The sequence below is a fragment of the Pseudomonas entomophila genome, assembly GCF_013523165.1.
In the GTDB taxonomy this organism is placed as follows: domain Bacteria; phylum Pseudomonadota; class Gammaproteobacteria; order Pseudomonadales; family Pseudomonadaceae; genus Aquipseudomonas; species Aquipseudomonas entomophila_A.
Map to the genome: position 1 here is coordinate 15,104 of NZ_JAAMQI010000013.1, position 22,470 is coordinate 37,573.

Annotated in this window: 21 protein-coding genes; 7 read left to right on the forward strand and 14 right to left on the reverse strand. The window is 66.2% G+C overall.

The window, feature by feature from the left end; genetic code table 11:
• Positions 1-143: 143 nt before the first annotated feature.
• The 5 genes from leuS to G7Z99_RS12125 all read left to right on the forward strand — a co-directional run bounded on the left by leuS (position 144) and on the right by G7Z99_RS12125 (position 6,409).
• The gene (gene leuS, locus G7Z99_RS12105; RefSeq protein WP_181094118.1) at positions 144-2,750 is read left to right on the forward strand and encodes a leucine--tRNA ligase; all 2,607 of its coding nucleotides are present in this window, start codon (positions 144-146) and stop codon (positions 2,748-2,750) included.
• Between the two features lie 61 nt (positions 2,751-2,811).
• Complete coding sequence (locus G7Z99_RS12110; protein WP_181094120.1) at positions 2,812-3,417, forward strand: LPS-assembly lipoprotein LptE; 606 nt, start codon at positions 2,812-2,814, stop codon at positions 3,415-3,417.
• 40 nt (positions 3,418-3,457) lie between these two features.
• Entirely contained in the window at positions 3,458-4,495 is a 1,038-nt protein-coding gene (holA, locus tag G7Z99_RS12115; protein ID WP_181094122.1) for a DNA polymerase III subunit delta, read from the forward strand.
• Positions 4,496-4,855: 360 nt separating this feature from the next.
• On the forward strand, positions 4,856-5,017 hold the full coding sequence (gene arfA / locus G7Z99_RS12120) for an alternative ribosome rescue factor ArfA (RefSeq protein ID WP_181094124.1): 162 nt from the start codon (positions 4,856-4,858) through the stop codon (positions 5,015-5,017).
• 60 nt (positions 5,018-5,077) lie between these two features.
• Positions 5,078-6,409 carry a lytic murein transglycosylase gene (locus G7Z99_RS12125; protein WP_181094126.1) on the forward strand — a complete coding sequence of 444 codons (1,332 nt, stop codon included), beginning with the start codon at positions 5,078-5,080 and terminating at the stop codon, positions 6,407-6,409.
• A gap of 47 nt (positions 6,410-6,456) precedes the next feature.
• Here the strand turns inward: G7Z99_RS12125 and G7Z99_RS12130 are convergent, their stop codons facing one another.
• The 13 genes from G7Z99_RS12130 to G7Z99_RS12190 all read right to left on the reverse strand — a co-directional run bounded on the left by G7Z99_RS12130 (position 6,457) and on the right by G7Z99_RS12190 (position 19,124).
• Positions 6,457-7,401 carry a S66 peptidase family protein gene (locus G7Z99_RS12130; RefSeq protein WP_181094128.1) on the reverse strand — a complete coding sequence of 315 codons (945 nt, stop codon included), beginning with the start codon at positions 7,399-7,401 and terminating at the stop codon, positions 6,457-6,459.
• Positions 7,402-7,728: 327 nt separating this feature from the next.
• Positions 7,729-8,745 carry a lipoyl synthase gene (gene lipA, locus G7Z99_RS12135; RefSeq protein WP_060392393.1) on the reverse strand — a complete coding sequence of 339 codons (1,017 nt, stop codon included), beginning with the start codon at positions 8,743-8,745 and terminating at the stop codon, positions 7,729-7,731.
• Position 8,746: 1 nt separating this feature from the next.
• Positions 8,747-9,394, reverse strand: a complete 648-nt coding sequence (gene lipB / locus G7Z99_RS12140; protein WP_181094130.1) for a lipoyl(octanoyl) transferase LipB — start codon at positions 9,392-9,394, stop codon at positions 8,747-8,749.
• Complete coding sequence (locus tag G7Z99_RS12145; RefSeq protein WP_060392391.1) at positions 9,394-9,669, reverse strand: DUF493 domain-containing protein; 276 nt, start codon at positions 9,667-9,669, stop codon at positions 9,394-9,396. The genes lipB and G7Z99_RS12145 overlap by 1 nt, the downstream gene beginning before the upstream one ends.
• Before the next feature lie 73 nt (positions 9,670-9,742).
• Positions 9,743-10,903 carry a D-alanyl-D-alanine carboxypeptidase family protein gene (locus tag G7Z99_RS12150; protein ID WP_181094132.1) on the reverse strand — a complete coding sequence of 387 codons (1,161 nt, stop codon included), beginning with the start codon at positions 10,901-10,903 and terminating at the stop codon, positions 9,743-9,745.
• A 268-nt stretch (positions 10,904-11,171) separates the two neighbouring features.
• Entirely contained in the window at positions 11,172-12,176 is a 1,005-nt protein-coding gene (locus G7Z99_RS12155) for a septal ring lytic transglycosylase RlpA family protein (protein ID WP_181094134.1), read from the reverse strand.
• The gene (gene mltB / locus G7Z99_RS12160) at positions 12,176-13,186 is read right to left on the reverse strand and encodes a lytic murein transglycosylase B (protein WP_181094136.1); all 1,011 of its coding nucleotides are present in this window, start codon (positions 13,184-13,186) and stop codon (positions 12,176-12,178) included. Before mltB ends, G7Z99_RS12155 begins: the two co-directional genes overlap by 1 nt.
• Before the next feature lie 17 nt (positions 13,187-13,203).
• Positions 13,204-14,307 (reverse strand): rod shape-determining protein RodA, encoded by a 1,104-nt coding sequence (gene rodA, locus G7Z99_RS12165; RefSeq protein WP_181094275.1) that lies wholly within the window; start codon positions 14,305-14,307, stop codon positions 13,204-13,206.
• Positions 14,308-14,345: 38 nt separating this feature from the next.
• Positions 14,346-16,235 carry a penicillin-binding protein 2 gene (gene mrdA, locus G7Z99_RS12170; protein WP_181094138.1) on the reverse strand — a complete coding sequence of 630 codons (1,890 nt, stop codon included), beginning with the start codon at positions 16,233-16,235 and terminating at the stop codon, positions 14,346-14,348.
• A 17-nt stretch (positions 16,236-16,252) separates the two neighbouring features.
• Complete coding sequence (gene rlmH / locus G7Z99_RS12175) at positions 16,253-16,720, reverse strand: 23S rRNA (pseudouridine(1915)-N(3))-methyltransferase RlmH (protein WP_060392386.1); 468 nt, start codon at positions 16,718-16,720, stop codon at positions 16,253-16,255.
• Positions 16,721-16,729: 9 nt separating this feature from the next.
• Positions 16,730-17,149: a ribosome silencing factor gene (gene rsfS, locus G7Z99_RS12180; protein ID WP_181094140.1), complete on the reverse strand. Its 420-nt coding sequence runs from the start codon at positions 17,147-17,149 to the stop codon at positions 16,730-16,732.
• Between the two features lie 42 nt (positions 17,150-17,191).
• Positions 17,192-17,851 carry a nicotinate-nucleotide adenylyltransferase gene (nadD, locus tag G7Z99_RS12185; protein ID WP_181094142.1) on the reverse strand — a complete coding sequence of 220 codons (660 nt, stop codon included), beginning with the start codon at positions 17,849-17,851 and terminating at the stop codon, positions 17,192-17,194.
• A 1-nt stretch (position 17,852) separates the two neighbouring features.
• Positions 17,853-19,124, reverse strand: coding sequence for a glutamate-5-semialdehyde dehydrogenase (locus G7Z99_RS12190; protein ID WP_181094144.1), 1,272 nt, complete (start codon positions 19,122-19,124; stop codon positions 17,853-17,855).
• A 703-nt stretch (positions 19,125-19,827) separates the two neighbouring features.
• Between G7Z99_RS12190 and G7Z99_RS12195 the strand changes: the two genes are divergently transcribed.
• Together G7Z99_RS12195 and G7Z99_RS12200 are read left to right on the forward strand one after the other, a co-directional pair.
• Positions 19,828-20,517: a DNA-3-methyladenine glycosylase gene (locus G7Z99_RS12195; protein ID WP_181094146.1), complete on the forward strand. Its 690-nt coding sequence runs from the start codon at positions 19,828-19,830 to the stop codon at positions 20,515-20,517.
• Between the two features lie 3 nt (positions 20,518-20,520).
• Positions 20,521-21,861: a bifunctional DedA family/phosphatase PAP2 family protein gene (locus G7Z99_RS12200; RefSeq protein WP_181094148.1), complete on the forward strand. Its 1,341-nt coding sequence runs from the start codon at positions 20,521-20,523 to the stop codon at positions 21,859-21,861.
• 10 nt (positions 21,862-21,871) lie between these two features.
• On the opposite strand, the gene G7Z99_RS12205 is transcribed toward G7Z99_RS12200, so the two are convergent.
• Positions 21,872-22,462, reverse strand: coding sequence for an LON peptidase substrate-binding domain-containing protein (locus G7Z99_RS12205; protein WP_181094150.1), 591 nt, complete (start codon positions 22,460-22,462; stop codon positions 21,872-21,874).
• Between the last annotated feature and the right edge of the window lie 8 nt (positions 22,463-22,470).

Sequence of the window (22,470 nt, forward strand, 5' to 3'; positions counted from 1 at the left end):
CAAGGCCCCGACGCAATCAGGGTTTCCCACGGTAGGCGGCGCTCATGTATGCTACGGCGTTCACTCCACCGACGCCGGATTGCCGTCGCAGCGAGGTTTTCGCTGCCTGGACAGGGTCTTTCATCTCTCAGCGCAAAGTAGCCATGCACGAACAATATCAGCCCCGTGAAATCGAAGCCGCCGCCCAGCAGGCCTGGGAAGCGAACCAGTCGTTCGCCGTGACCGAACAGCCAGGCAAGGACACCTACTACTGCCTGTCGATGTTCCCGTACCCGAGCGGCAAGCTGCACATGGGGCACGTGCGCAACTACACCATCGGCGACGTGATCGCCCGCTACCAGCGCATGCTCGGCAAGAACGTCCTGCAGCCCATGGGCTGGGACGCCTTCGGCATGCCGGCGGAAAACGCCGCGATGAAGAACAACGTCGCGCCGGCCAAGTGGACGTACGAGAACATCGAGTACATGAAGACCCAGCTCAAGAGCCTGGGCCTGGCGATCGACTGGTCGCGCGAAGTGACCACCTGCAAGCCGGACTACTACCGCTGGGAGCAGTGGCTGTTCACCCGCCTGTTCGAGAAGGGTGTCATCTACCGCAAGAACGGCACCGTCAACTGGGACCCGGTCGACCAGACCGTGCTCGCCAACGAGCAGGTCATCGACGGGCGCGGCTGGCGCTCGGGCGCGCTGATCGAGAAGCGCGAGATCCCGATGTACTACTTCCGCATCACCGACTACGCCGACGAGCTGCTGGAAAGCCTCGACGAGCTGCCGGGCTGGCCCGAGCAGGTCAAGACCATGCAGCGCAACTGGATCGGCAAGTCGCGCGGCATGGAAGTGCAGTTCCCGCACGACCTGGCCAGCATCGGCCATGCCGGCGCGCTGAAGGTCTTCACCACCCGCCCCGACACGCTGATGGGCGCCACCTACGTGGCCGTGGCCGCCGAGCACCCGCTGGCCACCCAGGCCGCCGAAGGCAACCCTGAACTGCAAGCGTTCATCGACGCCTGCAAGAGCGGCAGCGTCGCCGAAGCCGACATCGCCACGCAAGAAAAGAAGGGCATGCCGACGTCGCTGTTCGTCGAGCACCCGCTGACCGGCGAGAAGCTGCCGGTCTGGGTCGCCAACTACGTGCTGATGCACTACGGCGACGGCGCCGTGATGGCGGTCCCGGCCCATGACGAGCGCGACTTCGAGTTCGCCCGCAAGTACCAGCTGCCGATCAAGGCCGTGGTGCGCACCAGCGCGGGCGACACGGTCGGTGACGAGTGGCAGCCGGCCTACGGCGAGCATGGCCAACTGATCAACTCTGCCGAGTTCGACGGCCTGGACTTCGAAGGCGCCTTCGACGCCATCGAAGCCGCCCTGATCCGCAAGGACCTCGGCCAGTCGCGCACCCAGTTCCGCCTGCGTGACTGGGGCATCAGCCGCCAGCGCTACTGGGGCTGCCCGATTCCGATCATCCACTGCCCGAACTGCGGTGACGTGCCGGTGCCGGAAGACCAGCTGCCGGTGACCCTGCCGGAGAACGTGGTGCCCGATGGCGCCGGTTCGCCCCTGGCACGCATGCCCGAGTTCTACGCCTGCAGCTGCCCGACCTGCGGCGCCGCGGCCAAGCGCGAAACCGACACCATGGACACCTTCGTCGAATCGTCCTGGTACTTCGCCCGCTACGCCTCGCCCCACTACGAAGGCGGCATGGTCGACCCCAAGGCCGCCAACCACTGGCTGCCGGTGGACCAGTACATCGGCGGTATCGAGCACGCCATCCTGCACCTGCTCTACGCGCGCTTCTTCCACAAGCTGATGCGCGACGAAGGCCTGGTCACCTCGAACGAGCCGTTCAAGAATCTGCTGACCCAGGGCATGGTGGTGGCCGACACCTACTACCGTGTGGCCAGCAACGGCGGCAAGGACTGGTTCAACCCGGCCGACGTCGAGATCGAACGTGACGCCAAGGCCAAGGTCATCGGCGCGCGCCTGAAGACCGACGGCCTGCCGGTGGAAATCGGCGGTACCGAGAAGATGTCCAAGTCGAAGAACAACGGCGTCGATCCGCAGTCGATGATCGAGGTCTACGGCGCCGACACCTGCCGTCTGTTCATGATGTTCGCTTCGCCGCCCGATGCCAGCCTGGAATGGTCCGATGCCGGGGTCGAAGGCGCCAGCCGCTTCCTGCGTCGTGTCTGGCGCCTGGCCCAGGCCCACGTGAACGCCGGCTTGCCGGGCACGCTGGACGTGGCCGCGCTGGACGATGCACAGAAGGTCGTGCGCCGTGCCATCCATGCCGCCATCAAGCAGGCCGGGACCGACGTGGGTCAGTTCCACAAGTTCAACACCGCCATCGCCCAGGTGATGACGCTGATGAACGTGCTGGAAAAAGCCCCACAGGCCACCGAACAGGACCGCGCCCTGCTGCACGAGGGCCTCGAAGCCGTCACGCTGCTGCTGGCACCGATCACGCCGCACATCAGCCATGAGCTGTGGCAGCAGCTGGGCCATGCACAGCCGGTGATCGACGCCGCCTGGCCGGCCGTGGACGAACAGGCCCTGGTGCAGGACAGCCTCGTGCTGGTGGTGCAGGTCAACGGCAAGCTGCGCGGCCAGGTCGACATGCCTGCCAGCGCCAGCCGCGAAGAGATCGAAGCCGCTGCCCGTGCCAACGAGAACGTGCTGCGCTTCACCGAAGGCCTGACCATCCGCAAGGTCATCGTGGTGCCAGGCAAGCTGGTCAACATCGTCGCCAATTGATGGCAACGCCTGCCTGCGAACGTCGCGGGCAGGCGGAATCGGCCCAGAAGGGAGCAACAACATGATCAAACGCAATCTGCTGGTAGTGGGCCTGGCCGTGCTGCTGAGCGCCTGTGGTTTCCAGCTGCGTGGTACCGGTGAAGCCGACCTGAGCCTGCGCGAGCTGGACGTCAGCGCCCGCAACGCCTATGGCGACACGGTGAAGCAACTGCGCCAGGCCCTGGAGAACGACGGTGTGGCCGTGCGTAGCAGCGCCCCTTATCGCCTGATCCTGACCCGCGAAGAAGAGAACCAGCGCGCCGCCACCTACGCCGGCGGCAGCCGGTCGGCCGACTACGAGCTGACCACGGTGCTGAACTACACCATCGCCGGCCTGAACAACGCCGAGCTGCTGTCGGACAAGGTCACCGTGCGCCGCGTCTACACCCGTGACGGCAACAACGTCACCGGTGGCGACCAGGAAGCGGCCCAGGTGCGCAAGGAAATGCGCCGTGACCTGATCCAGGCCATGATCGTGCGCCTGCAACTGCTGACCCCGGCGCGTCTGGACGAGCTGCAGCAGGACGCCGACGCCCGTGCCCGTGCGCAGGCCCAGGCGCTGGAAGATGCACGCCGCGTCCAGGACGAGACGCCGCAGCAGTCGCCTCTGGACCTGCCGGTCCAGTGAGGCCACGCGGGGCACCTGCGGGTGCCCTGCTCTCCCGCCCATGAAACTCGCCCCCGCTCAACTCGACAAGCACCTGCAAGGCACGCTGGCCCCCGTCTACGTGGTCAGCGGCGACGACCCGCTGCTGTGCCAGGAAGCCGCCGACGCCATCCGTGCGGCCGCGCGTCATCAAGGTCACGACGAGCGCCAGGTGTTCTCCGCCGATGCCAACTTCGACTGGGGTAACCTGCTGCTCGCCGGCGCGAGCCTGTCGCTGTTCGCCCAGAAGCGCCTGCTGGAAGTACGGCTGCCCAGCGGCAAGCCAGGTGACAAGGGCGCTGCGGCACTGATCGACTACGTCAGCCGACCGGCCGAAGACACGGTGCTGTTGGTCAGCCTGCCCAGGCTCGACGCCAGCGCGCAGAAATCCAAGTGGGGCAAGGCCCTGATCGACAGCGCGCAGTGCCAGTTCGTGCAGATCTGGCCGGTGGACGCGCACCAGTTGCCGCAGTGGATCAACCAGCGCCTGGCGCGTGCCGGGCTTTCTGCGCAGCGGGAGGCGGTCGACCTCATCGCCGCACGGGTCGAAGGCAATCTGCTCGCGGCCGCCCAGGAAATCGAAAAGCTCAAGCTGCTGGCCGACGGCAACCAGGTGACGGTGGACACCGTGCAGGCGGCGGTGGCCGACAGCGCGCGCTTCGACGTCTTCGGGCTGGTCGATGCGGTGCTCAAGGGCGAAGCGAGCCATGGGCTGCGCATGCTCGAAGGCCTGCGGGGTGAAGGGGTGGAAGCACCGGTCATCCTCTGGGCACTGGCACGCGAACTGCGTCTGCTGGCCGGTATCGCCCAGCAGTTCAGCCAGGGCATCCCCCTGGACAAGGCTTTCAGCCAGGCCAAGCCTCCCGTGTGGGACAAGCGTCGGCCACTGGTCAGCAAGGCGTTGCAGCGGCTGTCGGCGCAGCGCTGGAACCAGCTGCTGGTGGACGCCCAGCGGATCGACGCGCAGATCAAGGGCCAGTCGGAAGGCTCGCCCTGGGTCGGGTTGGCAAGGCTGGTGCTGTTGATGGCCGGGCAGCGGGTGTCGTTGCCGGCGCAGTGACGGGCTCGAACGGGTGCCCGATGGGGTTATCCTGCTGATCATTGCCGTAGCGCTGATCTGCCGGATGGCGTGGCGGGATTCATGGGCCCTGCGGGCCCAATCGCGGCACCGGGGCCGCTCCTACAGGTGACCGCGATAGCCTGCAACCCCGCGGTGGAGCTACGGGTGTAGGAGCGGCCCCTGTGCCGCGATTGGGCCCGCAGGGCCCATAAAACCGTCAATGCGGTGACGTGGTCCCCGTTAGCTTAACCCGCACTCGGCAATCAGCCGCCCTCAAGCTTTCGATGCATACAATCAATTAGCCCCCGCACCTCCTCGCCTCTACAGTGCGCCTCGCAATCCCCTCACGAGGCCCTGCCCATGAGCAAGAAGTCCAGCACCCGCCCCAACAAGGCCAAGTCCATCGTCGCCCAGCCGCTGTTCCGCTGTCGCCAGGAGCGCGCCGGCAAGGGCAAAGGCAGCTACCGCCGCGAAGCCTTCCAATCGAGAGATTGGGAGGCTTCTTGCCGTTTGGCCGCGTGAGGCACGAACCGCCCGGGCATGATATGGTCTTCACCTAATCTGCATTTTCTGGATTCGTGCATGCTCTCTTGTCTTTCTCTGCGTCGACAGCCTCGTCAACTGGTGGCCGCTACCAGCCTCATCCTGCTGGTGGCGTGCGCCGAGAAGCCCACGGCCGCCGATGCGGTGCCGCTGCCCGCCACTTCGCAACCGGCCAGCACGCCTGTGCCTGCGGCCGTGCAGACGCAGGCCGCCACGCCGTCCGACACCGAGATCCAGCCGCAGCAGAGTTTCGCGCAGTGGCAGGCGCAATTCCGTGAGCAAGCCCTGCAGGCCGGCATCCGCGCCAGTGTCTTCGATGCCGCCTTCGTCGGTGTCACCCCTGACCTGGACGTGATCAAGGCCGACCGCAGCCAGCCGGAGTTCACCCGGCCGGTCTGGGAGTACCTCGACGGTGCGTTGTCGCCGGTCCGTGTGCGCAACGGCAAGGCGCTGCTCGAAAAGCATGCCGCGCTGCTCGAACAGCTCGAACAGCGGTATGGCGTCGACCGGCAGATTCTGGTGGCGGTCTGGGGCATGGAAAGCAACTTCGGCCAGTTCCAGGGCAACAAGTCGGTGATTCGCTCACTGGCCACCCTCGCCTACGAAGGACGACGCCCGGCCTTCGCCCACGACCAGCTGATCGCCGCCCTGCAGATCGTGCAGAACGGTGACATCCAGCCCGAGGCCATGCGCGGCTCCTGGGCCGGTGCCATGGGCCAGACGCAGTTCATCCCCACCACCTACAACACCCATGCGGTGGACTTCGACGGTGATGGCCGGCGGGACATCTGGAACAGCACGCCCGACGCCCTGGCCTCGACCGCGCACTACCTGCAAAGCTCCGGCTGGAAGCGTGGTCAGCCATGGGGCTTCGAGGTGCAGGTGCCCAGTGGCTTCGATTACTGGCAGGCCGATGGCGCGCAGCGCAAGACGGTGAGCGAGTGGCTGCAGATGGGCGTGCAACTGCCAACCGGCACGCGCCTTCCCGAAGGCAGCCAGCAGCTGTCCGCAGCCTTGCTGTTGCCGGCCGGCGCGCGCGGCCCGGCGTTCCTGGTGCTGGACAACTTCCGCGCCATCCTGCGCTACAACAACTCGTCGTCGTACGCGCTGGCGGTCAGCCTGCTGGGTGACCGGTTCTCGGGCTGGGGCTTCATCGCAGGTAGCTGGCCGAAGGACGACAAGCCACTGACCCGCAGCGAGCGGATGGAGCTGCAGAGCCTGCTCAATGCACGGGGCCATGACGCCGGCAATGCCGATGGCATCATCGGCGCCAATACCCGCAAGGCGATTCGTAATGCCCAGCAGGGCCTGGGTTGGCCGGCCGACGGTTACCCGACCCACCCCCTGCTCGACAGCCTGCGTCAACAGTGAGTGGGCGATGCAAGCGGCCTGTCAGCCCTGGCAGGCCGCTTGCGTGATCACGCCTCGAAGAGCCCCTGGTTCAACCTCAGGCGTCTGGCACTGCTGTCGAGCGTCACGTGGGCGCCCAGCGGCAAGCACACATTAGGGTCGCAATGCCCACTGCGCCAGCCGGCCAGCACTGGAATGCGCAGCGGCCCGAAGATGTCGCGCAGCAACGGTGCCAAGGCCGTCACGGTGATGCCGGCGAAGTCCCCCACCAGCACCCCTTCGAGCCCCTCGAACTTGCCTGCCAGGCGTAGCTGCGTGAGCAGGCGATCGACGCGGTAGAGCGGTTCGTTCACGTCCTCGATGAACAGGAGGCGACCTTCGAGTTCGACCTCGGCGCAGGTGCCCAAGGTCGCACCGAGCATGGACAAGTTGCCGCCCATCAGCCGTCCAGTCGCCACACCAGGCACGACGCTGGTCAGCGCCATGTCGCGCGGATGCTCGATGATCGACCCTTCGGTCAACGTCCCGGTGAGCTGCTGCAACAGCGAGCTGCTGGTAGGCGGCTGCTTGTTGGCCAGCAGGTCGGCATTGAGCATCGCCCCATGGAAGGTGGGAAACCCGGCCTGTCGATGGATGGCCGTGTGCAACGCGGTGATATCGCTGTAGCCGATCAACGGTTTGGGATGGGCGCGCAGCAGGTCGAAGTCCAGCCGGTCGAGCAGGCGCATGCTGCCATAGCCACCGCGCATGCAGAGGATCGCGTCGATGTCCGGGTCGGCGAAGGCGGCGTGCAGGTCGGCCAGACGCTGCTCGTCCGAGCCAGCCAGGTAACCCTGAGCCTGGGACACGCCCGGGAAGAGTCGGCAACGGTAGCCGCGTTGCGCGAACCAGGTGCGCGCGCGTTCGGCGTCCAGCCGAGCCGGGCCGGCAGGCGCGACGATGGCGAAACAGGCATTGGCCTTGAGCGCTCTGGGCAGTTGGGAAACGGAGGCAGGCGTGGAAGCGAGAGACATGCGAAGCGTCCTTTTGCGCAGTGGTTGCAGCACGGTGGGGCTGGAAAGGCGTTCACCATACAGCAGTGGTCATGACAGGGGACACTGGGAATGCCTGCAGGGTCAGGGTCAGGCAGTGGCGGGTCTGGCGCTATCGCGGGCAAGCCCGCGCCCACAAGAGACTGCGATCGCCAGTACCACTGCGGCATGACTACGGGTGTGGGAGCGGGCTTGCCCGCGATAGCGGCAGCTGCTTCGCTCCATCGCCACAGATCGCATGCGTCCTCCAGACAGCACAATGCCGGCGCCGTCTGTGGACGTGCGCCGGCATTCGCAGGCTAACGCCGATCAGAGCTTGATCTTGGCCTCGTGGGCCTGCTGGTCGGCATGGTACGAGGAACGTACCAGCGGCCCGGACGCGACGTTCTTGAAGCCCATCTTGTAACCTTCCTCGGCGAACCAGGCGAAGGTGTCCGGGTGCACGAAACGCTGCACCGGCAAGTGGCTACGCGACGGTTGCAGGTACTGGCCCAGGGTCAGCATGTCGATGTCGTGCTCGCGCATGCGGTGCATGACCTCGATGACTTCCTCGTCGGTCTCGCCCAGGCCGAGCATCAGGCCCGATTTGGTCGGCACGTGCGGCACCAGCTGCTTGAACTTCTGCAGCAGGTCCAGCGACCAGTCGTAGTCCGACCCCGGACGCGCGGCCTTGTACAGGCGTGGTACGGTCTCGAGGTTGTGGTTGAACACGTCAGGCGGCTCGGCCGCGGTGATGGCCAGTGCCACGTCCATGCGACCCCGGTAGTCCGGGACCAGGGTTTCCAGCTGCACGCCCGGCGACAGGGCGCGGATCTCGCGGATGCAGTCGGCGAAGTGCTGGGCACCGCCATCACGCAAGTCGTCGCGGTCGACCGAGGTGATCACCACGTACTTCAGGCGCAGGTCGGCGATGGCCACGGCCAGGTTCTTCGGCTCGTCCACGTCCAGCGGCTTGGGTCGGCCATGGCCGACGTCGCAGAACGGGCAGCGGCGGGTGCAGATGTCGCCCATGATCATGAAGGTCGCGGTGCCGCCGGAGAAGCACTCGCCCAGGTTCGGGCAGGACGCCTCTTCGCAGACGCTGTGCAACTTGTGCTTGCGCAGCAGCTGCTTGATGCGGTCTACCTCGGGCGATACCGGGATGCGCACGCGGATCCAGTCGGGTTTCTTCGGCAGCTCCTCGGTGGGGATGATCTTCACCGGGATGCGCGCTACCTTTTCGGCGCCACGCAGCTTGACCCCCGCCTCGACCTTGCGCGGCGCAGGGCGCGCCGTGGCGTCGGTGGTCGGGATCAGGTTAGGCACGGCTTCTTGCACAATTGTCATATCAGTCGATTCCGCCCGTGAGGGTCGTCTGCTCGGCATAGTCGAGGTGCTTGACCAGCTGTTCGCGCAGCCTTGTGCAGACCTCGTTGAATTCGATCGGCCCCGCGAGATCGCGTAGCTGGGTCATGGCCAGCCCGGCGTAGCCGCAAGGGTTGATTCGGCGAAACGGCGCCAGGTCCATGTCCACGTTCAGGGCCAGGCCATGGAAGGAGCGGCCATTGCGGATGCGCAGCCCCAGGGAGGCGATCTTGGCACCGTTCACATAGACGCCCGGCGCATCCGGCTTGGCGGCGGCCTGGACATCATACCCCGCCAGCAGCTCGATCAGGCTGCGCTCGATGCGGCTGACCAGATCGCGCACGCCGAACCCCAGGCGACGCACGTCCAGCAGCAGATAGGCGACCAACTGGCCGGGCCCGTGATAGGTCACCTGCCCGCCCCGGTCGCTCTGCACCACGGGGATCTCGCCCGGCACCAGCAGGTGCTCGGCCTTGCCGGCCTGACCCTGGGTGAAGACCGGCGGATGCTCGACCAGCCAGACTTCGTCCACGGTCGACGCCTCGCGTTGCTCGGTGAATCGCCGCATGGCCTCCAGCACCGGTTCATAGGGCTGCAGGCCAAGCACGCGAACACCGAGACAGGCGGACATCACAGCACCATTTTGACGGTGCCGGTCGCGCGCAGGGCGCTGTTGATGTCCTGCAGCTGGTCCTCGCTGGTGGCGACGATGTGCAGTTGCACCGTGGTGTACTTGCCTTCCTTGCTCTGGCGCTCGGCCAGGGTCGACAGGTCGACCTTGGCGTACTTGCTGAGGATCTCGATCACGCTGTCTCTGAAACCGACACCGGTCTCGCCGATCACCTTGATCGGGTAGTCCTCGCAGGGGAATTCGATTTTGTGCGACTTGACGTCTGCTTCGCTCATGGCGGATACGGCCTCGCAAGGCGTGGCGACAACAAAGCCCCCGCGCGGCGCGCAGGGGCATGCAGGTCACGGATCAGTTGAACAACCCGTAGAAGAACAGACGAATGCTATCCCACATACGGCGGAAGAAACCACCCTCCTCGACCGCGTCGAGGGCGATCAGGTCGGCGCTGTGGACCACTTTGTCGTCCAGCTTGACCTCGACCTTGCCGATGACGTCGCCCTTGGCGATCGGCGCGGTCAGCTGTGGATTCAGGCTCATGGACGCCGCCAGGCGCTTGAGCTGCCCCTTGGGCATGGTCAGGGTGAGGTCGTTGGCCAGGCCGGCCTTGACCTGACCAGTGGCGCCTTTCCAGACCGGCGACTGGGCCAGCTCGGTGCCTTTCTGGTAGAAGGTCTGGGTTTCGTAAAAGCGGAAGCCATAGGTCAGCAGCTTCTGGGTCTCAGCGGCACGGGCCTGCTCGCTGTTGGTGCCGAACACCACGGCGATCAGGCGCTGGCCGTCACGCACGGCAGAGGCGACCATGCAGTAGCCGGCTTCCTCGGTGTGGCCGGTCTTCAGGCCGTCGACGGTCTTGTCGCGCCACAGCAGCAGGTTGCGGTTGGGCTGCTTGATGTTGTTCCAGAAGAACTCTTTCTGCGAGTAGATCGCATAGTGAGCCGGGTCTTCGTTGATGATCGCGCGGGCCAGCAGGGCCATGTCGTGCGCCGAGGAGTAGTGCTCGGGGTGCGGCAGGCCGGTCGGGTTCATGAAGTGGCTGTTGCTCATGCCCAGGTCGGCGGCGGTCTTGTTCATCATGTCGGCGAAGGCGTCTTCGCTGCCGGCGATGTGCTCGGACAGGGCGACGCTGGCATCGTTGCCCGACTGGATGATGATGCCGTGCAGCAGGTCGCTGACGGTCACCTGGCTGCCCACCTTGATGAACATCCGCGAACCACCGGTACGCCAGGCGTTCTCGCTGACGGTGACCGGGTCGTTCTCGCCGATCTGCCCGCGACGGATGTCGAGCGTGGCGATGTAGGCGGTCATCAGTTTGGTCAGGCTGGCCGGCGGCAGGCGCTCGTCACCATTGTTCTCGACTAGCACGTTGCCACTGGACGCGTCCATCAACACATAGGATTTGGCGGCCAGTTGCGGGGGTGCCGGCATCATCTGCTCGGCCGCGAAGGTCACGGGAGCGATCAATAACAGAACGGGCAGGCAAAGGCGTTTGGCAATAGAGGTGATGTTCATCCGTCTCTCGAAATGGCTAATGGTCTCGCTGCCCTGGGGGCAGCCTGTTCAAAGGCCAGCGGCTGGTGGGCAAAAGCCGCCATTGTACATGGAACGGCCGCGGCAGGCAGGCGCAGGTGCATGCTTTAGCGGCACGCGGCAAACAGGCACAGACCGCGGTGGCGGTTCTGCGGGCGGCCTGCCGCTCGCCGCAAAGCCTACTAGAGCGAAAAGCGTGCAACAACGCCGTTCGCCCTGACGGGCAGCGTGCCCGCCGCGCGCGGTGGTTTCAGTCCGTGACCAGCTTGGCCTGGCCCAGGTTGGCCAGGCGCACGCTGTCCTGGGTCTGCTGGACTTCGCCCTGGCTGTTCATCGGGCCCAGGCGTACGCGGTGCAGGGTCTGCTGGTTGCGCACGATGGAGCTGATGAACACCGGCGCGCTGACCATGGTGCTGAGCTTGGCGCGTAACAGCTCGGCGGCGTCCGGGTTGGCGAAGGCGCCGACCTGCAGGAACATGCCTCCGTTGGTGCTCGGCACGGCGCCACTGGACACCTGGACCGGGACCACGGCAGCCGCGTGCTGCTGGGGCGGCGGTGTCCACTGCTCTACCGTGCCGGTGCTCTTCGTGATCGGCTGTGCCTGGGCAACCTGCGGCTCATTGAGCACCAGGGGCGCCGGACGACCCCGGGAGGCCCACCATTGCTGCGGGTCGATCCCTTCGACGCGCACCCGGGCGGTACCGGTCTCGGCATAGCCCAGCTTCTTGGCCGCCGCGTAGGACAGGTCGATGATGCGGTCGGAATAGAACGGCCCGCGGTCGTTGACCCGCAGGATGACGCTGCGCTGGTTGTCCAGGTTGGTGACCTTGACGTAGGCCGGCAGCGGCAGGGTCTTGTGCGCGGCGCTCATGCCGTAGAGGTCGTAGACCTCGCCGTTGGCGGTGTTCTGCCCGTGGAACTTGGTGCCGTACCAGGACGCGGTGCCTTCGGCGCGGTAGCCGCGGAAGTCCTGCATCGGGTAGTAGGTCTTGCCCAGCACGGTGTAGGGGTTGGCCTTGTAGTTGCCGGTGTGCAGCGTCGGCGTGGCGTCGGGGATCTTGCTCACGTCCACGTCCCACCAGGGTGCGCCGTCCTTGTGCGCGCGGTTGATGTCCAGCCCCGGCTGGGCGCGCACCACTGACGGCCCTTTGGCCTTCGGTGCGGTGGAGCGGCTGGACGAGCAACTGGCCACGGCCAGGCCCAGGGCCAGGCAGGTGAGCAACTTGAAGGAAGTGACGATGTACGGTGCACGCATTACTTGATACCCCGGGCTTGAACCAGCTGCTGCGATAGCTGATGCACCGCCATGGCATACATCACGCTGCGGTTATAGCGAGTGATCGCATAGAAATTCTTCAGGCCCATCCAGTATTCAGGGCCTTGCTCGCCGTCCAGGCGGAAGGCGGTCACCGACAGGTCGTCGGGCAGCGCATCTTGACTCGACCAGCCCAGCGCCCGCAACTGCGCCACGGTATTGGCCGGCTCGATCCCTGGCGTCAGGCCTTCGTCGACCCGATCGCCGAGCACCACGGCGCGGCTGACCACCGGTTGGCCGGCGACCCAGCCATGGGCCTTGAAGTAGTTGGCCACGCTGCCGATGGCATCGTCCGGGTCGGTCCAGATGTTGATGTGACCGTCGTCGTCGAAGTCCACGGCGTAGGCGCGAAAGCTGCTGGGCATGAACTGCGGCAGGCCCATGGCACCGGCATAGGAGCCTTTGGGCACCAACGGGTCGAGCTGCTCGGCACGCGCCAGCAGCAGGTACTCGCGCAGTTCCTTGCGGAAGAACGCCGCCCGAGGCGGGTAGTCGAAGCCCAGGGTCGACAGGGCATCGATCACGCGGTAATTGCCGGTATTGCGGCCGAAGAACGTCTCCACCCCGATGATCGCCACGATCACCTCGGCCGGGACGCCATAGGCCTGCTCGGCGCGTGCCAGGGTGGCCTCGTGCTGACGCCAGAAGTCCACGCCACGGGCGATGCGCGCCTCGGTCAGGAACATCGGCCGGTAGTCCTTCCACGGCTTGACCCGCTCGGCCGGCCGCGAGATGGCGTCGAGGATCGACTGCTTGCGCTGGACTTCGCTGAACACGCTCGTCAGCTGTTCGCCGGCAAAACCATGGTCGCGGGTCATTTCGCCGATGAATTCGGCGACCTGCGGTGAGCCGTCATAGTCGCCGGCGATGGCCTGCTGGACGGCGCCAGCCAGCCCGATCGCGCCGATCCACGGCATACAACGGGCTGCCCAGCCACGCACTGCTTGCATATGAGTGTTCACCTTATTCAAACCTGTGCGATCCATTTGCGGTGCGTGTGGATCGACATCAAAACGCCAAACGCTGACAGCAGCGTCACCAACGAAGTTCCGCCATAGCTGATGAAGGGCAGCGGCACGCCCACCACGGGTAGAAGGCCGCTGACCATCCCGATGTTGACGAACACGTACACGAAGAACGTCATGGTCAGGCTGCCTGCCAGCAGCTTGCCGAACAGGGTCTGGGCCTGGGCCGTGATCATCAGGCCGCGGCCGATCAGCAGCAGGTAGATCAGCAGCAGCGCGCAGATGCCCACCAGGCCGAACTCCTCGCCGAGCACGGCGATGATGAAGTCGGTGTGGCTTTCGGGCAGGAAGTCCAGGTGCGACTGGGTGCCGAGCAGCCAGCCCTTGCCGAACACCCCGCCCGAGCCGATCGCCGCCTTCGACTGGATGATGTTCCAGCCGGTACCGAGCGGATCGCTCTCCGGATCGAGGAAGGTCAGCACGCGCTGCTTCTGGTAGTCGTGCATGACGAAGAACCACATGGCCACCGCCACCGGCACTGCCGCGGCCACCACGCTGAGGATCCAGCGCCAGCGCAGGCCGCCCATGAACAGCACGAAGGCGCCGGAGGCGAGGATCAGCAGGGCCGTGCCCAGGTCGGGTTGGCGCACGATGAGGATGAACGGCATCCCGATCAGCACCAGGCTGATCAGCACGTGCTTGAGGTGCGGCGGCAAGGTGCGCTTGGCCAGGTACCAGGCGATGGTGGCCGGCATGATGATCTTCATGAATTCCGAGGGCTGGAAGCGGATCACCCCCGGAATGTTGATCCAGCGCGTGGCGCCCATGGCGTTGTGGCCCATGACGTCCACCACGACCAGCAACAGGACGCCGACCAGGTAGCCCAGCGGCACCCAGCGCGCCATGAAGCGGGGCTCGAGCTGGGCGATGACGAACATCGAGGCCAGGCCCAGGCCGAACGAGCTGGCCTGCTTGAGCAGCAGGTCCCAGTTCTTGCCACTGGCCGAATACAGCACGAACAGGCTACCGGCGGCCAGGGTCAGGAGGATGATCAGCAAGGGGCCGTCGATGTGGATGCGCTGCAAGAAGCTGGCGCGCCGACGCATCACGTCCTCGCTGGAGAGCATGCGATCGAAATTGTTCTTCACGGGGCCGTTTCCTGGGCGACGGTGGCTGGCGCGTATTCGGCCTTGAGGTGGCCCTGCTCGTCGAGCAGCCAGGCGTCCATCACCTGGCGCACGACGGGGGCGGCGACGCCGGAGCCGGACTCGCCGTTCTCGACCATCACCGAGACCACGATCCGTGGATCGTCGGCCGGGGCGAAGCCGACGAACAGGGCATGGTCGCGGTGGCGCTCCTGGAGCTTGTTGCGGTCGTACTTCTCGCCCTGCTTGATCGCCACCACCTGGGCGGTGCCGCTCTTGCCGGCGATGCGGTACTGGGCACCGATCGAGGCCTTGCGCGCGGTGCCCCGGGCGTTGTGCATCACCTGCTCCATGCCATGGGTGACCTTGGACCAGTCGGACGTGTCGCGCAGGACGATGTCCGGCATCGGGTCGTCGTCCACCGGCGGTTGGCCCTCGATGGTCCTGGCCAGGTGCGGACGGTTCCACTTGCCCCTGTTGGCGATCAGCGCGGTGGCCTGGGCCAGCTGCAGGGGCGTGGCCTGCATGTAGCCCTGGCCGATACCGAGGATCAGCGTCTCGCCGGGGAACCAGGCCTGGCGCCGGGTGGCGCGCTTCCATTCGCGCGACGGCATCAGCCCGGCGGACTCCTCGAACATGTCCAGTGAGACGCGCCGCCCGATGCCGAAGCGGTTCAGGTAGCTGGCCAGACGGTCGATGCCCATCTTGTGCGCCAGGTCGTAGAAGTAGGTGTCGTTGGAGCGCATGATCGCGGTGTCCAGATCGACCCAGCCATCGCCGCTGCGGTTCCAGTTACGGTACTTGTGGTCATAGTTGGGCAGCTGGTAATAGCCCGGGTCGAAGACCCGGCTGGCGGCCGTCACCACGCCACTGTCCAGGCCGGCGATGGCCACGGCCGGCTTGATCGTCGAGCCGGGCGGATACAGGCCGCGCAGGACACGGTTGAACAGCGGGCGGTCGATCGAGTCGCGCAGCTCGGCGTAGGCCTTGAAGCTGATGCCCGTGACGAACAGGTTGGGGTCGAAGCTGGGTTGGCTGACCATCGCCAGCACCTCGCCGGTACGCGGATCCAGGGCGACGATGGCGCCCCGGCGACCGGCCAGGGCGGCTTCGGCAGCCTCCTGCAACTTGATGTCCAGGCTCAGGACGATGTCCTGGCCGGGCTTGGGGTCGGTGCGCTTGAGCACCCGCAGCACGCGGCCACGGGCGTTGGTCTCGACCTCTTCGTAGCCCACCTGGCCGTGCAGCTGCGGCTCGTAGAAGCGCTCGATGCCGGTCTTGCCGATATGGTGGGTGCCGCTGTAGTTCACCGGGTCGAGGGTCTTGAGTTCCTTTTCGTTGATGCGTCCGACGTAGCCGACCGAGTGGGCGAAGTGCGCCCCTTGCGGGTAATGGCGCACCAGCTGCGCGACCACCTCGACGCCGGGCAGGCGGAACTGGTTGACGGCCACGCGAGCGATCTGTTCCTCGTTCAGCTCGAACAGGATCGGCACCGGCTCGAACGGCCGGCGCCCCTGGCGCATGCGCTTCTCGAACAGCGCGCGATCGTCCTCGGTCAGTTCCAGCACCTCGACGATCGCATCGAGCACCTGCTGCCAGTCGCCGGCCCGCTCGCGGGTCATGCTCAGGCTGAAGCTGGGCCGGTTGTCGGCGATGATCACCCCGTTGCGGTCGAAGATCAGCCCACGGGTCGGCGGGATCGGCTGCACGTGCACCCGATTGTTCTCCGACAACGTGGAGTGATAGTCGTACTGGATCACCTGCAGGTAGTACAGGCGCGCGATCAGCACGCACACCAGCAGCATGACCGCGCTCGCGCCGACCACGACACGATTGCGCACCAGGCGGGCGTCCTTCTCGTGGTCCTTGAGACGAATCGGCTGCGACATCGGGAAGGCTTACTGGCTCATTTATGGTAAGGATGCCCGGACAGCACGGTCCAGGCGCGATAGAGCTGTTCGCCGATCAGTATCCTTACCAACGGGTGCGGCAGCGTGAGCGGCGACAGCGACCAGCGCTGTTCACTGCGCGCGCAGACTTCCGGCGCCAGCCCTTCGGGGCCACCGACCATCAGGTTGACGGTGCGCGCATCGAGCCGCCAGCGGTCCAGTTCGACCGCCAGCTGTTCGGTGCTCCACGGCTTGCCATGCACTTCGAGGGTGACGATCCGCTCCCCCGGCTGGACCTTGGCCAGCATGGCTTCGCCCTCCTGACGGATCAGGCGGGTGACATCGGCGTTCTTGCCGCGGGTATTGAGCGGAATCTCCACCAGCTCCAATGCCAGCTCGGGCGGCAGACGCTTGGCATACTCGTGCCAACCGTCTTCCACCCAGCGAGGCATGCGCGAACCGACCGCGATCAGGCGTAGACGCACGACCCGTCCTCAGCCGCGATCTTTGAGGTTGTCGGCGTAGCTGTGGGTGTTCTCCGGGCTGTGGTGCTTGCCGTCGGCCGCACGGCTCTGCTCGGCACCGAGCCACAGGCGCTCGAGGTCGTAGAACTGACGAGCGGCGGCGGTCATCATGTGCACGATGACGTCGTTGAGGTCCAGCAGGACCCAGTCGCTGTCGCCCTTGCCTTCTTCGCCCAGCGGCTGAACGCCCTTCTGCTTGACGATTTCGCGGGTTTTCTCGAGCATCGCGTTGATCTGACGGGTGGAGGTACCCGTGGCGATGATCATGTAGTCGGTCAGGCTGTGCTTGTCGCGCACGTCGATGACCTGGATGTCCTGGGCCTTGACGTCTTCGAGGGCCGACTTGGCCAGCTCGACCAGCTCTTCGCCGGTAATGTTCTGCTTGTTCATAAAAACTCGTTCAACTCATTGGATGAGGCGCGTGGCGCGCCTTCAGTTCGGCGCACGGTACAAGCCGTGCGCCTCGATGTAGGCCAGTACTGCGTCCGGCACCAGGAACCGTACCGATTTGCCGCTGGCCAGCAGCTGTCGGATCTGTGTGGCCGATACCGCGAGCGGTGTCTGCCAGACGAACGAAATATGCCCCGCCGGCCCTGGCAGCGCGGTGGGATCGTTCTGTGAACGCGCTGCCAGCAGGTTGCGCAGCGCGTCCGGGGGTTCGACGTCGGCATCCGGGCGTTGCAGCACCAGGATGTGACAGTGTTGCAACAGCGCTTCCCAGCGATGCCAGCTTGGCAACCCGCAAAAGGCGTCCCAGCCCAGCAGCAGGAACAGGACGTCGTCCGGCGCCAGCTCGGCGCGGATCGACTCGAGGGTGTCGATGGTATACGACGGCTTGTCGCGCGACAGCTCCCGGGCATCGACGCTCAGACGCTCGGCGCCCTCCACGGCGTGCCGGACCATCGCCAGACGGTCGTTCGCCGTCACCTGCGGCGTGTCGCGGTGCGGGGGGCGTGCGTTGGGCAACAGACGCAGCTCGTCCAGGCCCATGAACTCGGCCACTTCCAGCGCACCGCGCAGGTGCCCGATGTGCACCGGATCGAACGTGCCACCGAGAATCCCGATGCGTCGCACCGCCTGCGCGCCACTCACCTTAGCAAGGCTCCTGGCCGCGCAGCTGACCGTCGCCGATCACCACGTACTTCTCGCACGTCAGCCCTTCCAGCCCGACCGGGCCGCGCGCATGCAGCTTGTCGGTGGAAATGCCGATCTCCGCGCCCAGGCCGTACTCGAACCCGTCGGCGAAGCAGGTCGGTGCATTGAGCATCACCGAGGCCGAATCGACCTCGGCGATGAAGCGCCGCGACTGGCCCTGGTGCTCGGTGACGATGGCATCGGTGTGGTGCGAGCCGTAATGGTTGATGTGCTCGATCGCCGCGTCCAGGCCCTCGACCACGCGGATCGACAGGATCGGCGCCAGGTACTCGGTGCTCCAGTCGTCCTCGCTGGCCGGGAGCGCCTCGATGAACTGGCGCGTGCGTTCGCACCCGCGCAGCTCGACGCCCTCGTCCTGGAAGCGACGGGCCATCTCCGGCAGGAAGGCCGAGGCCAGGCGCTGGTCGACCAGCAGGGTTTCCATGGCGCCGCAGATGCCGTAGCGGTAGGTCTTGGCGTTGAAGGCGATGCGCCAGGCCTTGTCCAGGTCGGCGTGCTCGCCGACGTAGACGTGACAGATGCCGTCCAGGTGCTTGATCACCGGCACGCGCGCGTCGCGGCTGATACGTTCGATCAGGCCCCGGCCGCCACGCGGCACGATCACGTCGACGAACTGCGGCATGCTGATCAACGCGCCGACCGCCTCGCGATCGGTGGTCTCGACCACTTGCACCACGGCAGGCGGCAACTCGGCTGAGGCCAGACCACGTTGAATGCAGGTCGCGATGGCGCGGTTGGAGTGGATGGCCTCGGAGCCGCCGCGCAGAATGGTGGCGTTACCGGACTTCAGGCACAGGCTCGCCGCATCGATGGTCACGTTCGGCCGCGACTCGTAGATGATCCCGATCACGCCCAGGGGCACCCGCATCTTGCCGATCTGGATACCCGACGGGCGGTAGCTCATGTCACGGATCGCCCCCACCGGATCCGGAAGCCCGGCAACCTGGCGCAGCCCGGCGATCATGCCGTCGATGCGTGCCGGCGTCAGCGCCAGGCGGTCGAGCAGCGCCGGCTCGAGGCCATTGGCACGCCCTGCGTCCAGGTCACGCTGGTTGGCGGCGGCCAAGGCATCGCGGTCGGCGTCCAGTGCGTCAGCGGCCGCGTTGAGCGCGCGGTTCTTCTGCGCGGTGCTGGCACGGGCGATCACACGGGAGGCTTCACGGGCGGCCTGACCGAGACGGGTCATGTAGTCAAGAACGGACTCAGTCATGGGTTCTGTGTCTTGGCGATGGGGAAAGCGGTTGATTATAACTGCCGCATGGGTATACGCCCAGCGGTGGCAGGCCGATGGCAGATGATGTGTAGGAATAATCTGTACGAAAGATGTAACCGAGGTTGACCTGAAGACCGTGAGGCGCCCCTTCGCACAGGGCAGGATCATACCTGGGGGGAAACCCTGCGGGCCCAACCGCAGCCGATCCGGCGCTCCAGCCGGGGCCGCTCCTCCATGACCACGCCACAACGAGGTCGGCGGTCACCGGCCCTGTGGGAGATTCTATAGTTTCTGCCAAGTGCTAATGTGGGCCCTGGCGGGCCCAATCGCGGCACTGGGGCCGCTCCTACACCCGTAGCCCCACCGCGGCATGGCAGGCTATCTCAGTCACCTGTGCGGGCTTGCCCGCGATGGCGTCCGGTCCGTCATCGCCTGCATCGCGGGCAAGCCCGCTCCCACATAGGCATTGTCGGCCTGTCAGATCGGCCATGCAGCCTACGTTGTGCAGTCCTGCCAGGGACGCTGCATTCACAGCCATCGTAACGCCACGCCCCCCACGACGTGCCTCGATACAATCGCCCCGGTGAGTTTTTCCGCCTACCGTGGTCTAGGCCCTTGAAGGCGTCCAACGCACGCCGCCTCATCCACCGGACCCCGACGACTTGCTATGATCTCCACACCTTCCAGCCGAGCCGACCGCATGCCTGATACCCCCCGCCCTGCGGTCGCCCTGCCCGACACGTTCTTCGACCGTGATGCCCAGACACTGGCCCAGGCGCTGCTGGGCAAGGTCATCCGTCACCGCCAGGGCGACCTGTGGCTGGCGGCGCGGATCATCGAGACCGAGGCCTATTACCTGACCGACAAGGGCAGCCATGCGTCGCTGGGCTACACCGAAAAGCGCAAGGCACTGTTTCTCGACGGCGGGCACATCTACATGTACTACGCCCGCGGTGGCGATTCGGTGAACTTCAGCGCCCACGGCCCGGGCAATGCGGTGCTGATCAAGTCCGCCTACCCCTGGGTCGATGCCGTGTCCGATGCCAACAGCCTCGCCCAGATGCAGCTCAACAATCCCGACGCCAGCGGCCAGCCTCGCCCCCCCGAGCGCCTGTGCGCAGGCCAGACCCTGCTGTGCCGGGCACTGGGCCTGAAGGTGCCGCAGTGGGATGCCCAGCGCTTCGACCCCGAGCGGTTCTACGTCGAAGACTGTGGCATCGAGGTCAAACGGATCATCCAGACCACCCGCCTGGGCATCCCCCACGGCCGCGACGAGCACCTGCTCTACCGCTTCGTCGACGCCGAGCATGCCCGCCACTGCACGCGCAACCCGCTTCGGCGCGGTCAGGTCGAAGGCCGGGACTTCTTCATACTCGAACAAGGGAACTGAACCATGGGCCAATGGCTCGACAGCCTGACGGGCTGGCTCAGCGCCAACCCACAGTGGCTTGGCGTCGCGATCTTTCTGGTGGCCTGCATCGAATGCCTGGCCATCGCCGGGGTGATCGTGCCCGGCACGGTTTTGCTGTTCGCCGTGGCGGTGTTGGCCGGTAGCGGCGCGATGTCGCTGAGCGAAACGCTGCTGCTGGGGTTCGCTGGCGGCCTGCTGGGGGACGCCTTGTCCTACACCTTGGGCCGGCGTTTCCATCAGAACATTCGGCAATTGCCGCTGCTGCGCGATCACCCGGAGTGGATCGGCGGCGCCGAGACCTATTTCCACCGCTACGGCATCGCCAGCCTGCTGGTCGGCCGTTTCATCGGCCCGCTGCGACCGATGCTGCCCATGGTCGCTGGCATGTTCGACATGCCGCTGGCGCGCTTCATCGGCGTCAGCGTGGTGGCCGCCGCCGGCTGGTCGGTCGCCTACCTGCTGCCGGGCTGGGCCACGGGCGCGGCGATGCGCCTGCCGCTGCCTGAAGGCTTCTGGCTGCAGGCCGGGATCATCGCGGCCGTGCTGGCGGTGCTGATCGGCCTGAGCATCAACAGCAGTGTGCGCAAGCAGCGCCACGGCACGCGCCTGATCGCAGGCATCAGCCTGGTGGCGCTGGCGGCGCTGTTCCTGGGCTGGCCCTACCTGTTGCACTTCGACCAGGGGGTGATGACGCTGATCCAGGAGCATCGCCGTCAGACGCTCGATCAGGTCATGGTGGTGATCACCCGGCTTGGCGACTTCCGTACCCAGTTCGTCCTGGCGGCCCTGCTGACCGTGCTGCTGCTGGTCACCCGGCAGTGGCGCCATGCGCTGTTCGCCTGTGGCGCGCTGCTGGGCACCGCCGTGGCCAATGGCACGCTCAAGTGGCTGTTCGCCCGCGCCCGCCCGGAAGTGCTGAGCGACCCGCTGACCAGTTACAGCATGCCCAGCGGCCACAGCTCGGCCTCGTTCGCCTTCTTCCTGACGGTCGCGGTACTGGCCGGGCGCAGCCAGCCGGTTCGCCTGCGCCTGACCTGGATCGTGCTCGGCTGCCTGCCTGCCCTGGCGATCGCGACCTCGCGGGTCTACCTGGGCGCGCACTGGCCGACCGACATCCTGGCTGGCGCGCTGCTGGCCTGCTGCGTCTGCGCGACCAGCCTGGCCGTGGTCCAGCGTCACCAGCCGCTGCCCGCCCTGGCGCCACGCGTGTGGTGGCTGATCGTCCCGGCCTGTGTGGCGCTGCTGTCGTTCTTCGCGCTGTACGCGTTGCCCGATGCCGTGGCGCGCTACCGCTACGAGCTGATCGAGGCGCCGCTGCCCTGAGCCGTGCGCCTCAGGCGAACAGTTCGCCCTGCAAGCGCTCGAGCAAGGTCTGGATACGGTCCAGGCGTTGGCCGGGCGCGTCCATGGCCAACAGTTCGAGCTTGTCTTCGTCCATCAAGGGCAGCAGGTAGGCCAGCTGGTTGGCCAGCGCCTGGCGGCCGGTCACTGCGGTGGGCATGCCGAGCGCCTCGACCATCGGGTGCTCGCCCAGCGCCATCAGCAGCGCCAGCAGGTCATCGTCCTGCTCGGCCAGCGGGCTGTCGGCCATCTCGTCCAGCCAACGCACCTCGGCCTGCATCAGCTGGCGCTTGTCGACCTGGGTGTCGATCAGCTCGAAGCGTCGGCGCCCCTCGATGCGGATGCCCAGCAGGCCGTTGTCCTGCTGGGTGAAGTCGCGGATCACCGCCTCGCAGCCGATCGGTGCCACCGCCAGCGGCGCCTGGCCGACCTGCTCGCCTTCGCGGATGCAGACCACGCCGAAGCCATCTCCCTGCTTCATGCACTGGCCGATCATGTCCAGGTAACGTGCCTCGAAGATCTGCAGGTCCAGCCAGCAACCAGGAAACAGCACGGTATCGAGGGGAAACAGCGGTAGACTCATCATCATTC

Bases quoted from the DNA above. Each gene is read 5' to 3' on its own strand.
- G7Z99_RS12125 (WP_181094126.1), top strand. From the start codon at position 5,078: ATGCTCTCTTGTCTTTCTCTGCGTCGACAGCCTCGTCAACTGGTGGCC.
- G7Z99_RS12195 (WP_181094146.1), top strand. From the start codon at position 19,828: ATGCCTGATACCCCCCGCCCTGCGGTCGCCCTGCCCGACACGTTCTTC.
- holA (WP_181094122.1), top strand. From the start codon at position 3,458: ATGAAACTCGCCCCCGCTCAACTCGACAAGCACCTGCAAGGCACGCTG.
- G7Z99_RS12150 (WP_181094132.1), bottom strand. From the start codon at position 10,903: ATGAACATCACCTCTATTGCCAAACGCCTTTGCCTGCCCGTTCTGTTA.
- mrdA (WP_181094138.1), bottom strand. From the start codon at position 16,235: ATGTCGCAGCCGATTCGTCTCAAGGACCACGAGAAGGACGCCCGCCTG.
- G7Z99_RS12190 (WP_181094144.1), bottom strand. From the start codon at position 19,124: ATGACTGAGTCCGTTCTTGACTACATGACCCGTCTCGGTCAGGCCGCC.
- rsfS (WP_181094140.1), bottom strand. From the start codon at position 17,149: ATGAACAAGCAGAACATTACCGGCGAAGAGCTGGTCGAGCTGGCCAAG.
- leuS (WP_181094118.1), top strand. From the start codon at position 144: ATGCACGAACAATATCAGCCCCGTGAAATCGAAGCCGCCGCCCAGCAG.
- arfA (WP_181094124.1), top strand. From the start codon at position 4,856: ATGAGCAAGAAGTCCAGCACCCGCCCCAACAAGGCCAAGTCCATCGTC.
- G7Z99_RS12205 (WP_181094150.1), bottom strand. From the start codon at position 22,462: ATGAGTCTACCGCTGTTTCCCCTCGATACCGTGCTGTTTCCTGGTTGC.
- G7Z99_RS12155 (WP_181094134.1), bottom strand. From the start codon at position 12,176: ATGCGTGCACCGTACATCGTCACTTCCTTCAAGTTGCTCACCTGCCTG.
- G7Z99_RS12110 (WP_181094120.1), top strand. From the start codon at position 2,812: ATGATCAAACGCAATCTGCTGGTAGTGGGCCTGGCCGTGCTGCTGAGC.
- G7Z99_RS12145 (WP_060392391.1), bottom strand. From the start codon at position 9,669: ATGAGCGAAGCAGACGTCAAGTCGCACAAAATCGAATTCCCCTGCGAG.
- lipA (WP_060392393.1), bottom strand. From the start codon at position 8,745: ATGACAATTGTGCAAGAAGCCGTGCCTAACCTGATCCCGACCACCGAC.
- G7Z99_RS12200 (WP_181094148.1), top strand. From the start codon at position 20,521: ATGGGCCAATGGCTCGACAGCCTGACGGGCTGGCTCAGCGCCAACCCA.
- mltB (WP_181094136.1), bottom strand. From the start codon at position 13,186: ATGCAAGCAGTGCGTGGCTGGGCAGCCCGTTGTATGCCGTGGATCGGC.
- lipB (WP_181094130.1), bottom strand. From the start codon at position 9,394: ATGTCCGCCTGTCTCGGTGTTCGCGTGCTTGGCCTGCAGCCCTATGAA.
- G7Z99_RS12130 (WP_181094128.1), bottom strand. From the start codon at position 7,401: ATGTCTCTCGCTTCCACGCCTGCCTCCGTTTCCCAACTGCCCAGAGCG.
- rodA (WP_181094275.1), bottom strand. From the start codon at position 14,307: ATGCGTCGGCGCGCCAGCTTCTTGCAGCGCATCCACATCGACGGCCCC.